The sequence below is a fragment of the Agrobacterium radiobacter genome, assembly GCF_040801995.1.
GTDB classification, from domain to species: Bacteria; Pseudomonadota; Alphaproteobacteria; order Rhizobiales; family Rhizobiaceae; genus Agrobacterium; species Agrobacterium radiobacter.
Window position 1 is genome coordinate 2046807 of sequence record NZ_JBEGHX010000001.1, and the last position, 12656, is coordinate 2059462.

Genomic DNA, 12656 nt, shown 5'->3' on the forward strand with positions numbered 1-12656 from the left:
CAGTCACAAGTAGAAGAACACTCTTTCTAACGCCCCAGATAATTCTCGATCACCTTCGGATCGCTGGACACAAAATCGATCGACCCTTCGGCCAGCACCGAGCCTTCGGCAAGACACGTCACCTTCACGCCCAGCTCGCGGATGAAGCCCATATCGTGCTCCACCACCACAACCGAACGGGTCTTCGCGATCTCCTTCAAAAGCACGGCGGTTTCCGCCGTTTCCGCATCCGTCATGCCGGCGACAGGCTCGTCCACCAGCAGCAGCTTCGGTTCCTGCGCGAGCAGCATGCCGATCTCAAGCCACTGTTTCTGGCCATGCGAAAGGTTGGCGGCGAGATCGCCGCGGCGGTGGCCGAGACGCACGGTGGCGAGAATTTCCTCGATGCGCGCCTTGTCCTCCTCCGTCAGCCGATAGAACAACGTCGCGAAGACGCCGCGCTTGCGGTTCAACGCCAGTTCCAGATTGTCCCAGACGGTATGGCTTTCAAACACCGTCGGCTTCTGGAACTTCCGCCCGATGCCGAGCTGGGCGATGTCAGCCTCGTCCTTTTTCGTGAGATCGATGCTGTCTTCGAACAACACCGTACCCGTGTCCGGCCGCGTCTTGCCGGTGATGATATCCATCATCGTCGTCTTGCCCGCGCCATTCGGGCCGATGATGGCGCGGAGTTCACCGGGCTCCACCACGAAGGAGAGCGAGTTGAGGGCCTTGAAACCATCGAAAGAGACGGAAACGCCATCGAGATAAAGCAGGCTCTTGGTTCTGTTTTCGGAAACCGTGTTCATGGGCTTACTCCGCCGCCTGTTGCGCAACCGCGCTGTCGTTGCCGGGCTGCTGGGCAGCGCCTGCCGCACGCGCGACCCGCTTTTCACGACGCCCGACGAGATAATGCTGCACGGTGCCGACAATGCCCTTCGGGAAGAACAGCGTTACCGCGATAAAGAGACCGCCCAGCGCAAACAGCCAGAATTCGGGAAAAGCGCCAGTGAAATAGCTCTTGCCGCCATTGACCAGAACAGCGCCGATGATCGGCCCGATCAGCGTGCCGCGCCCGCCCACCGCCGTCCACACCACCACTTCGATGGAGTTGGCGGGGGAGAATTCGCCGGGGTTGATGATGCCCACCTGCGGCACGAACAGCGCCCCGGCAATGCCCGCCATCATGGCTGACACGACGAAGGTGAAGAGCTTGATGTTCTCCACCCTAAACCCAAGGAAGCGCACCCGGCTTTCGGCATCGCGCACGCCCACCAGCACCTTGCCGAATTTGGAATTGACGATGCCCGATGCGACCAGCAGCGAAAGCGCCAACATCACCGCCGTCATGGCAAACAGCACGGCACGGGTGCCATCCGCCTGCACGGAAAAGCCGAGGATGTCCTTGAAATCGGTCAACCCATTATTGCCGCCAAAACCCATGTCGTTGCGGAAGAAGGCGAGCAACAGGGCATAGGTCATGGCCTGGGTGATGATCGAGAGATAAACACCATTGACGCGCGAGCGGAAGGCGAACCAGCCGAACACGAAGGCGAGCAGGCCCGGCACCACCAGCACCATCAACGCCGCAAACCAGAACATGTCGAAGCCGTGCCAGAACCACGGCAGTTCCTTCCAGTTGAGGAAGACCATGAAGTCAGGCAGCACGGGATGGCCATAGACCCCGCGCGTGCCGATCTGCCGCATCAGATACATGCCCATGGCATAACCGCCGAGCGCGAAGAAGGCGGCGTGGCCAAGCGAGAGAATGCCGCAATAACCCCAGACAAGATCAAGCGCCAGCGCAAGCAGCGCATAGGAGAGATATTTGCCGAGCATCGACATGATGTAAGTCGGGATGCGGAATGCGCTGTCTGCTGGCAAAAGCAGGTTGGAGGCGGGCACCAGCACGGCGATGGCCAGGATGATGCCGATGGCGATGGAAATGCGGCGATCGAGCGCGCGCAGGAGGAAGCCGGTAATCATGCTTCGATCGCCCTTCCCTTGAGTGCGAAGAGACCACGCGGCCGCTTCTGGATGAACAGGATGATGAGAACGAGCACGAGGATCTTGCCGAGCACGGCGCCCACCGTCGGCTCAAGGAACTTGTTGAGCACGCCGAGCGACAGCGCACCCACGAGCGTTCCCCAGAGATTGCCGACCCCGCCGAACACCACCACCATGAAACTGTCGATGATGTAGCTCTGGCCGAGATTGGGCGAGACATTGTCGATTTGCGACAGCGCTACCCCGGCAAGGCCGGCAACGCCGGAACCGAGCGCGAAGGTGAAGGCATCCACCCAGGGCGTGCGGATGCCCATGGAAGAGGCCATGCGGCGGTTCTGGGTCACAGCGCGCATCTGCAAGCCGAAGGCGGAGCGCTTCAAAAGCACCAGCAGCGCGAAGAAGACCGAGAGCGAGAAACAGACAATCCAGACCCGGTTCCAGGTGAAATTGAGATAACCGACGCTGAAGGAGCCGGACATCCAGCCGGGGCTGCCGACTTCCCGGTTGGTCGGGCCGAAGATGGAGCGCACGCCCTGTTGCAGGATGAGTGAAATGCCCCAGGTGGCCAGCAGCGTTTCCAGCGGCCGCCCGTAAAGGAAGCGGATGACGCCACGCTCCATGATGAGCCCGACGAAGGCCGTCACCAGAAAAGCAGCTGGCAGTGCGATGGCGAGCGACCAGTCGAACAGGCCGGGGAAATGGCTGCGGATCACCTCCTGCACCATGAAGGTGGAATAGGCGCCGATCATCACCATCTCGCCATGGGCCATGTTGATGATGCCCATCACGCCGAAGGTGATGGCAAGGCCGATGGCCGCGAGCAGCAGTACGGAGCCGAGCGACAGGCCGTACCATACATTCTGTGCGTAATCCCAGAAGGCGAGCGCGCTTTCGATGCTCGCAATGGCGTTGTCGATATCCGGCTTCAGGCTCTGATCCACCGACGAGGACGCCGCCATGAGGATGCTGATGGCATCGCGGCCACCAAGGTTCTTGATGGTGGCGATCGCTTCTTTCTTTACCTCGAGGGGGCGGTCGGAGGAGAGCAGCGAGACGGCCCGCGCCTCCTCCATCCGGGTCCGCACCTCATTATCGGCCTCCTTGGCGATGGCCGCTTCCAGCAATTCGAGATTTTCGGCGCTCGGCGCTTTCAAGACGGCATCGGCCGCCGAAAGCCGCACGGATTTTTCCGGGCTTAGCAGGGTCAGACCGCCGAGAGCGGCACGGATGACGCGGCGAAGATTGTTGTTGATCTTGATCTTAGAGACGGCGGCCTTGGGGGCCTCACCGGCGCTTTCGCCGCTCAGCGGATCGATCAACGTGAAGCTCGACCCTGCTGGTTTCGTCATGAACACCAGATTATCGGTCTTGCGCACGTAAAGATCACCCGCCGCGAAAGCCTCGAGCGCCGGCACGACCCGCGCATCGCCGGTGGCGGCGATCTGCCCGATCAGCGTTTCGGCCTGTTTGAAGTCCGCCGTGCCGAGCTGGTCGATCAGCGCCTTCGGATCGCTTTGCGCGAAGGATTGCGCCGCGATCCCGAGGGTGAGCCAGAGAAAGATGGCTCCGAGAAAAGAGCGGATCGTCATGTCGGGTTCCTTGGAGCGTTTCCGATAAAAGCGCCGTCTGTGGGTGCCGCCACCCCCCTCTGCCCTGCCGGGCAGAGGGGGGCATGCTTGTTCAGTTCGGGCGATAGGAGTGCAAAGTCACCGCCCCCGACAAGGGGGCGGCAACCAACCGTCGCTATCAGCTACCCTTGCCGCCGCACTTGCCGCTGGCCACATTGAAGTTGCCGCAAGACATCGGCTTCCTCCAATCCGAGATCAGATCCTTCGAGTCCGGCAGGTAATCCGACCATTCATCACCCACCACCTGCGGTGTCTGCTGCACGATCTCAAACTGCCCATCGGCCTGGATTTCGCCGATCAGCACCGGCTTGGTGATGTGGTGGTTCGGCATGACGGTGGAGTAACCGCCCGAAAGGTTCGGCACCGAAACGCCGATGATCGAGTCCAGGACCTTGTCCGTATCGGTCGTGCCGGCGGATTCGACGGCCTTTACCCAGGCGTTGAAACCGATATAGGCCGCTTCCATCGGGTCGTTGGTCACGCGCTTGTCGTTTTTCGTAAACGCGTGCCAGGTCTTGATGAACTCGGCATTGACCGGAGCATCGACAGACTGGAAGTAGTTCCAGGCGGCAAGGTGGCCGACGAGCGGTGCGGTATCGAGACCGGCAAGCTCTTCTTCGCCAACAGAGAAGGCGACGACCGGAATGTCTTCCGCCTTGATACCCTGGTTCGCCAGTTCTTTGTAGAACGGCACGTTGGCGTCGCCGTTGATGGTGGAGACCACGGCGGTCTTCTTGCCGGCCGAGCCGAACTTCTTGATGTCGGACACGATCGTCTGCCAGTCGGAATGACCGAATGGCGTGTAGTTGATCATGATGTCCTCTTCCTTGACGCCCTTCGACATCAGGTAGGCCTTCAGGATCTTGTTGGTGGTCTGCGGGTAGACATAGTCCGTGCCGGCCAGAACCCAGCGCTCCACACCTTCGGTGCTGGCGAGATAATCGACGGCCGGAATGGCCTGCTGGTTCGGTGCCGCACCCGTATAGAAGATGTTGCGCGAGGATTCCTCACCCTCGTACTGAACCGGGTAGAACAGGATCGAATTCAGCTCTTCGAAAACCGGCAGCACGGATTTGCGCGAGGAAGACGTCCAGCAGCCGAAGACGGCGGCGACCTTGTCCTGCGAAATCAGCTGGCGGGCCTTTTCGGCAAACAGCGGCCAATCGGAGGCCGGATCGACCACGACGGCTTCGAGCTTCTTGCCGAGAACGCCGCCCTTCTTGTTCTGCTCGTCGATGAGCATCAGCATGGCGTCTTTCAGCGTCGTCTCTGAAATCGCCATGGTACCGGAAAGCGAATGCAGCACGCCGACCTTGATCGTGTCATCAGCTGCAAACGCGCCGTGGAAGGCGGTGGTGGACAGGATCGCGCCAAGCAGCGCGGCACTAAGCGTCTTGCGGAACATCATCGGAAGAACCCCTCTCCTTGTTGGCCTCTCGTCGAGGCTCAGCGGCATCTGCGGCCGCTGCTGGGAGGGACTATCGATCTCGCGGACGCGAAACCGTATACGTCAATTGACGTAGGCGGGGTGGCGAAAGATGCTGGGAAGGAGATTTGGGAGAAAGCTCGGCTTAAACATCCGCCGGCTTTTATGTTCGACCGTCCCGCCTATTCGACGTCATCCTCGCCCTTGAGGCGAGGATCCATAGGCGCTCCCATCGTGAATCCACGGGTCAAGCCCGAGGTTGACGCAGAGTGGGCCTGAAGAGTTGAAGACGCAAACGTGGCTAGGCCCACCACAATCGGTAAAACTTCACAAGAAGCCAGATCAGGAATGCGGCTTGTCGTTCCGCTCTTCGTCGCGGATCGCATCATCGTGATACCAGGAACCGAAGTCGATATGCGGTTCCTGCGCCTGGCGCTCGAGGTCGTTCAGGCCGCTGCTGCGGAACTTCGAAAGACCCGCGCGCCCGCCGACCGGGAATTGATAGATCGTTGCCGTCTCGCGATGAATGCCAGTTGCCATTTCGATCATCTCACTTTGTTTGCATCGAAGCACTTTTTGTATGGAGCAAACCCGCAAGCGCCGGATTCGCTCCGTTTGATTAAAAAAAAATCACGCTGCGAAAAATATAGGCATTAATCGTCTCATCTACAAGAAAAACCATTCCGAAAGCGCCGGTTTTTGGGGCAAATGCCGATCCCTCGCGCGCAATTGAAATCATTGCACCGCAGCAGGGCATTTCCCCGCAAGACGTCGGCTATCTATCAGGATTCAATGATGAAACATGAGGGGTGAATTTGCCCGCCGCAGTGCAGCAGAAGCCGGCCGGGGCAATACCGCAGCCCCTGCATGACAGGGCCCCTGAAAGATTTTTCGAAGAATTCGCCCGATATCGCCAATCTGGCACGCGGCATGCATCTAACCCGTCAGCCCTTGAACGCGAATGCGCTTCCGGTGGTCAAAGCCACGGGAGGCCTCAAGGCTTCGCATTGTTACCTATGAGAGGTTCGTAATGACTAAGTTCAAACTCGAGTACATCTGGCTGGACGGATACAAGCCGGTCCCCAACCTGCGCGGCAAGACACAGGTCAAGGAATTCGACGAATTCCCGACGCTCGAGCAGCTGCCGCTTTGGGGTTTTGATGGCTCGTCCACCCAGCAGGCCGAAGGCCACTCGTCGGATTGCGTGCTGAAGCCCGTTGCGATCTATCCCGATCCGGCCCGCACCAACGGCGTACTCGTCATGTGCGAAGTCATGATGCCTGATGGCGTCACCCCGCATGCATCGAACAGCCGCGCGACCATCCTCGACGACGAGGACGCATGGTTCGGTTTCGAACAGGAATACTTCTTCTACCAGGACGGCCGTCCGCTCGGCTTCCCCGAGCAGGGCTACCCGGCTCCGCAGGGTCCGTATTACACCGGCGTCGGCTTCAAGAACGTTGGTTCGGTTGCCCGCGAAATCGTTGAAGAGCACCTCGACCTCTGCCTCGAAGCTGGCATCAACCACGAAGGCATCAATGCCGAAGTGGCCAAGGGCCAGTGGGAATTCCAGGTATTCGGCAAGGGCTCCAAGCGCGCCGCCGACCAGATCTGGATCGCCCGTTACCTGCTGCTGCGTCTTTGCGAACAGTACGGCATCGACGTCGAATTCCATTGCAAGCCGCTCGGCGATACCGACTGGAACGGTTCGGGCATGCATTGCAACTTCTCCACCAAGTTCATGCGTGAAGTTGGCGGCAAGGAGTATTTCGAAGCCCTCATGGCCGCTTTCGCCAAGAACTGGCAGGAGCACATCGACGTTTACGGTCCGGACAACCACCTGCGCCTGACCGGCAAGCACGAAACCGCTCCGTGGAACAAGTTCTCCTACGGCGTTGCCGACCGTGGCGCCTCGATCCGCGTTCCGCACTCCTTCGTCAACAACGGTTACCGTGGTTACCTCGAAGACCGTCGTCCGAACTCGCAGGGCTGCCCTTACCAGATCGCTTCCGTCGTTCTGAAGACGATCGCAGAAGTGCCGCTCGCAAAGTCGGCTGCTGCCTGATAAGCCAAGACATGGCGTCGCCCGAACCGGGCGACGCCATTTTTGTGTCCACCAAACGGCCGGACCGGACAGGGGACCTTTCGCCATCGCCGTGCGCGACATAGACTTTCTTATGCGCAAATTCAGAAATGTTGCGTGGCTTCGAGCAACTGCATCGGATTTTCCGAAAACCGCGACACAGCTTTCGTCCGATGCTCTAAAGCAAGAAAGTGAGCGATGGGCATTCTCCGCAAATTCTCTCTCGAAAACCGCATCGCCGTCATCACCGGCAGTGGCCGCGGCCTCGGTTTCGAAATCGCCAAGGCTTTCGCCGAAGCTGGTGCCCATGTGTGGCTGACCGGCCGCAATGCCGAGACGCTGGAAGAGGCGGCAGACACCCTTCGTAACGCCGGCGGAAAAGCCGATTATGCGGCCTTCGACATCGCTGATACGGCCGCCGGAAGCGCCCTTGTTCGCCGCATCATGGACGAATTCGGCCATCTCGATATTCTCGTCAACAATGTCGGCGCGCGCGACCGTCGCCCGCTTGCCGAATTCAGCGACGACGATGTGCTGGAGCTTATCCGCACCGACCTCACCTCCTCCGTCTCGCTGTCGCGGGATGCTGCGCAAGCCATGAATGCCAATGGTTACGGCCGCATCATCACCATCACCTCCATTCTCGGCCACATCGTCCGGCCGGGTGATGCGATCTACCCCGTCGCCAAGCAGGGCCTGACCGGGCTGATGCGCGCCATCGCCGTGGAATATGGCGCGCGTGGCATCACCAGCAACGCCATTGCGCCCGGCATGTTCGCCACGGAAACCAATGCAGCCCTTGCCGAAAACCCTGAGATGGTCGCCTTCGCCAAGCTGCGCGTGCCGCTGGAGCGCTGGGGCAGGCCGGATGAAATCGCCGGTGCGGCCCTGTTTCTGGCCAGCGACGCGGCCTCCTTCGTCAACGGCCATGTGCTGACGGTGGATGGCGGCATGTCGGTGCGGCTGTGAGAGACCTCCCGCAGCCATATCGTCCCGGCAAAACCGGGCCTCTGGCGGCGGGCGGCATGACGAAACATCCGTTACGGAAAGGGGCTGGATCGTAAGCATGGCCGCACGGCAACGCATCATCCCCGTCAGGCGCGAATATAACCGCTGGGTCGCCAACCAGACGCTGGAAGATTATGCGCTGCGCTTCACTGCCAAGAGCGCCCGGCAGTTTTCCTCCAACCGCATTTCCCACACCGCCATCGGCGCTATTTCCTTTCTGGCACTGGAAGCCATCGGCGGCGCGATCACGCTGTCATACGGCACCACCAACGCCTTTTACGCCATCATCGTCGCGGCCATTGCCATGCTTGCCGTCGGCCTGCCGATCAGCCGTTACGCCATCCGCCACGGCGTCGATATCGACCTCCTGACACGCGGCGCGAGCTTCGGTTACATCGGCTCCACCATCACCTCGCTGATCTACGCCGCCTTCACCTTCATGCTCTTCGCCATCGAGGCGTCGATCATGTCCGGCGCGCTGGAGCTGGCGCTCGGCATTCCCCTGTGGATCGGCTACATCATCTCCGCCGTCATGGTCATTCCGCTCGTCACCCATGGCGTGCGCCTCATCAGCCGTTTCCAGATCATCACCCAGCCCTTCTGGATCGTGCTGAACGTATTGCCCTTCATCTTCATCGCTTTGATGGACTGGGAAAAATACGATCTGTGGCGGGCGTTTTCCGGCATTCATCACGCCTCCGGTCCGCCGGGCACCGTGGCCCATTTCAATCTGGTGGAATTCGGCGCGGCGTCTGCCGTCATCCTCGCGCTGATGTCGCAGATCGGCGAACAGGTGGATTTCCTGCGCTTCCTGCCCGCCGAGGGACAGAGCCGTCTGCGCCATCGCATCGCGGTCTTTCTGGCCGGTGCTGGCTGGGTCGTCGTGGGCGTGCCGAAGCTGCTGGCCGGTTCCTTCCTCGTGGTCTTGACCTTCAGTTCCGGCGTCTCGGTGGACCGCGCCGCCGATCCGGCCCAGATGTACCTGACCGCCTTCGGCTACATGATCCCCAACCATACGGCGGCCATGCTGCTGATGGTCGCCTTCGTGGTGGTCTCGCAGCTGAAGATCAACGTCATGAACGCCTATGCGGGCTCGCTCGCCTGGTCCAACTTCTTTTCCCGCCTCACCCACAGCCACCCCGGCCGCGTGGTCTGGCTGGTCTTCAACGTAGTGATCGCGCTGCTGTTGATGGAACTCGGCATCTATCGCCTGCTGGAAGAAACGCTCGGCATTTTTTCCATCGTCGCCATGGCATGGCTCTGCACCATCTCGGCCGATCTGTTCATCAACAAGCCGCTCGGCCTTGCCCCACCGGGCATCGAGTTCAAGCGCGCCCATCTCTACGATATCAATCCCGTCGGCGTCGGCTCCATGGCGCTTTCGGCCACCATTGCGCTGATGGCGCATTTCGGCACCTTCGGCGCACTCGCTGCCTCGCTTGCGCCCTATCTCACCCTCATCGTCGCCTTCATCGCCTCGCCGCTGATCGCGTGGGGCACGAAGGGCAAATTCTATCTCGCTCGCAAGCCGCGCCAGAAATGGCGCGAGCTGAGCGCCATCACCTGCTCGATCTGCGAACACCCGTTCGAGCCGGAGGACATGGCATGGTGCCCGGCCTATGCGGCACCGATCTGTTCGCTCTGCTGCTCGCTGGACAGCCGCTGCCATGACATGTGCAAGCCGAAGGCCAAGCTCAACTATCAGGTCGCGACGGTCGCAAAATCTTTCCTGCCCCACCAACTGGTTGCAAAACTCGCCACACGGCTCGGACGTTATGGCATGGCGGCGGCCATCGCCGTCACCGCCATTGGCGGCATATTGGCGCTCATCGCCCATCAGGTCGGCACCGCCTCGCCGGCAACGGCTGACGTGGTCAACCGCACCATCCTCATCGTGTTTTTCGTCTTTGCCGTCATTGCCGGCATCGTCTGCTGGTTTCTGGTTCTTGCCCATGACAGCCGGGTGGTCGCGGAAGAGGAATCCTCACGCCAGAACACGCTGCTGTTGAAGGAAATCGCAGCCCACAAGAAGACCGACGCCGCCCTTCAGGACGCCAAGGAAACGGCGGAAGCCGCCAACCGCGCCAAGAGCCGCTACGTTGTGGGCCTCAGCCACGAATTGCGCACACCGCTTAATGCCGTTTTAGGTTACGCGCAGATCCTCGAACGCGACGAAACTATCCCTCCTCCCCGGCAATCGGCCATCAAGGTCATCCGCCGTTCCGCCGACCATCTGTCGGGCCTGATCGACGGGCTTCTGGATATTTCCAAGATCGAGGCGGGCCGGTTGCAGGTCTATTCCAACGAGATCAATATTCAGGATTTCCTCGACCAGATCGTCGATATGTTCCGCCCGCAGGCGCAGGCCAAGGGTCTGGAATTCCGGCATGAACGCGCCCATTCCCTGCCGCAATATGTGCGCACGGATGAAAAGCGTCTGCGCCAGATTCTCGTCAACCTGCTCTCCAACGCCATCAAATTCACCGACGAGGGCAGCGTCACCTTCGATGTCGCCTATCGCAGCCAGGTCGCAAGCTTCACGGTGTCGGATACCGGGCGCGGCATCGCCGAAAAAGATCTCGCCCGCATCTACGAGCCTTTCCAGCGCGGCGAGGCCGAAAGCGTGCGCCCCATGCCGGGCCTCGGCCTCGGGCTGACAATCACAAGGCTTCTGACCAACACGCTCGGCGGCGAGATTTCGGTCTCCAGCGAAAAGGATCAGGGTTCCACCTTCCGCGTCCGCCTCATGCTGTCTGCCGTGCACCGGCCAAGCACGGCGCCTGCGCCGGAAAAGACCATCCGCTCCTATTCCGGCCCACGCCGCACCATCGTGGTGGTTGATGACAACGAAGACCATCGCGAGCTGATGCGGCAGGTTCTGGTGCCGCTCGACTTTGTGGTGCTGACCGCCCAGAGCGGACCGGAATGCCTGACGCTGATCGAAGGTGTGAAGCCCGACCTTTTCCTCATCGATATCTCCATGCCCGGCATGACCGGCTGGCAGCTCGTGACGAAACTGCGCGAAGCCGGCCAGATCGCCCCGCTCATCATGCTCTCGGCCAATATCGGTGACGGAACCGTTGCGGGTGCGGGCGAAGATAACCACAACGACGCCATCGCCAAACCGGTCGATATCCGCCACCTGTGCGACAGGCTCGCCGTGCATCTCGGCCTCAAATGGATTTACGATACGGACTTGCCCCCACCGCCCGCGCCACAGCCGCCGGCGCAGATCGTTCATCCCGGCGCAATTCACATTCAAGATTTGCAGCGGCTCGGCGAAATAGGTTACATACGCGGCATAGAAGCGAAACTCGCCGATCTTGCCCGCAACACCGACAACCTGCCTTTCACGCAAGAGCTGGGGACCTATGTACAGGCTTTCGATCTGGCCGGTTACGCCCATTTTCTCAAACGGTTTTCAGATAGCGACAGGGGAGACGGTAAGGCATGAGCGGGCCAGGCGCAGCACTGCCGAGAGACATCGTATTGCTGGTGGATGACAGCCCGGAGGCGCTTGGTTTCTTGACCGATGCACTGGAACAATCAGGCTTTTCGGCGCTGATCGCCACCTCGGGTCAGGCCGCCCTCAACATTGCCGAGCGCATCACGCCCGATATCATCCTGCTCGATGCCGTCATGCCTTCGATGGACGGTTTCGAAACCTGCCGTCGCCTGAAGGCCAATGCCGCCGTGGCGCAGGTGCCTGTCATCTTCATGACCGGGCTGACGGAGACCGAACATGTGGTGCGAGCGCTCGAATCCGGCGGTGTCGATTATCTGACCAAGCCGATCAACATCGATGAGCTGCGCGCCCGCATCCGCGTGCACCTCTCCAATGCCCGCTCGGCCCAGAGCGCCCGCGTGGCGCTCGATGCCGCCGGCCGCCACCTGCTTGCCGTGCGCGCCAACGGCGCGATCCACTGGTCCACACCGCAGGCAACCCGGCTGGTCAACGCCGCCACCGGCCGTGATGATGGGCTGGAGATTGTCGTTGCCCATATTTCCGGCTGGCTGGCCGACAGGACAACAGTGGATTCCGCCCGCGATGCACCGCTGACGATCACCGAGGCCGGGCGGCCCGCTTTGCAGCTATCCTTCCTCGGCGCAATGGGACCGGACGAATATCTCTTCCGTCTGACAGCCGCCAATGAGAAATCCGACGACCACCTGCTGAAGGACCACTTTGCCCTGACAACGCGGGAATCGGAAGTTCTGCTGTGGATTGCCAAAGGCAAATCCAACCGCGATATCGGCGATATTCTCGGCCTTTCCGCCAGAACCGTGAACAAACATCTGGAACAGATCTATGTGAAGCTCGGCGTCGAAAACCGCGCTTCGGCGGCCGTCAAGGCGGCGCATATTTTGCATCAGGGCTGACGAGCACAATTAGTGCGGTAAGGTTCAGCAAACATATATTTTCTGCTTGAATGCAGAGTATCCGCTTCCGGCCGAGCGGTCGCCACTTGTTTCTTCTCCCCGCCGGGGAGAAGGTCGCGGCAGCGGGATGAGGGGGCGAGGGTCG

General features: G+C 60.6%; 9 protein-coding genes. 4 read left to right on the forward strand and 5 right to left on the reverse strand.

The features are described from left to right. Positions 1-26: 26 nt before the first annotated feature. The 5 genes from urtD to MRBLRC7O_RS10285 all read right to left on the reverse strand — a co-directional run bounded on the left by urtD (position 27) and on the right by MRBLRC7O_RS10285 (position 5589). Positions 27-788 (reverse strand): urea ABC transporter ATP-binding protein UrtD, encoded by a 762-nt coding sequence (gene urtD, locus MRBLRC7O_RS10265; protein ID WP_020011597.1) that lies wholly within the window; start codon positions 786-788, stop codon positions 27-29. A gap of 4 nt (positions 789-792) precedes the next feature. After that, on the reverse strand, positions 793-1965 hold the full coding sequence (urtC, locus tag MRBLRC7O_RS10270) for an urea ABC transporter permease subunit UrtC (RefSeq protein ID WP_080866398.1): 1173 nt from the start codon (positions 1963-1965) through the stop codon (positions 793-795). Continuing rightward, positions 1962-3575, reverse strand: a complete 1614-nt coding sequence (gene urtB, locus MRBLRC7O_RS10275; protein ID WP_080866399.1) for an urea ABC transporter permease subunit UrtB — start codon at positions 3573-3575, stop codon at positions 1962-1964. Before urtB ends, urtC begins: the two co-directional genes overlap by 4 nt. Before the next feature lie 157 nt (positions 3576-3732). After that, the gene (gene urtA / locus MRBLRC7O_RS10280) at positions 3733-5022 is read right to left on the reverse strand and encodes an urea ABC transporter substrate-binding protein (protein ID WP_003510158.1); all 1290 of its coding nucleotides are present in this window, start codon (positions 5020-5022) and stop codon (positions 3733-3735) included. Between the two features lie 360 nt (positions 5023-5382). Continuing rightward, positions 5383-5589, reverse strand: a complete 207-nt coding sequence (locus tag MRBLRC7O_RS10285) for a DUF2735 domain-containing protein (RefSeq protein ID WP_003510163.1) — start codon at positions 5587-5589, stop codon at positions 5383-5385. 481 nt (positions 5590-6070) lie between these two features. Here MRBLRC7O_RS10285 and MRBLRC7O_RS10290 point away from each other — a divergent pair, with 481 nt between their 5' ends. The 4 genes from MRBLRC7O_RS10290 to MRBLRC7O_RS10305 all read left to right on the forward strand — a co-directional run bounded on the left by MRBLRC7O_RS10290 (position 6071) and on the right by MRBLRC7O_RS10305 (position 12511). Continuing rightward, on the forward strand, positions 6071-7105 hold the full coding sequence (locus tag MRBLRC7O_RS10290; protein WP_003510168.1) for a glutamine synthetase beta-grasp domain-containing protein: 1035 nt from the start codon (positions 6071-6073) through the stop codon (positions 7103-7105). Positions 7106-7321: 216 nt separating this feature from the next. Then, positions 7322-8092 (forward strand): SDR family oxidoreductase, encoded by a 771-nt coding sequence (locus MRBLRC7O_RS10295; RefSeq protein ID WP_080866400.1) that lies wholly within the window; start codon positions 7322-7324, stop codon positions 8090-8092. Between the two features lie 97 nt (positions 8093-8189). After that, positions 8190-11585 (forward strand): hybrid sensor histidine kinase/response regulator, encoded by a 3396-nt coding sequence (locus tag MRBLRC7O_RS10300; protein WP_080866401.1) that lies wholly within the window; start codon positions 8190-8192, stop codon positions 11583-11585. Further along, positions 11582-12511, forward strand: a complete 930-nt coding sequence (locus MRBLRC7O_RS10305) for a response regulator (protein WP_003510174.1) — start codon at positions 11582-11584, stop codon at positions 12509-12511. The genes MRBLRC7O_RS10300 and MRBLRC7O_RS10305 overlap by 4 nt, the downstream gene beginning before the upstream one ends. The last annotated feature ends 145 nt before the right edge of the window (positions 12512-12656 follow it).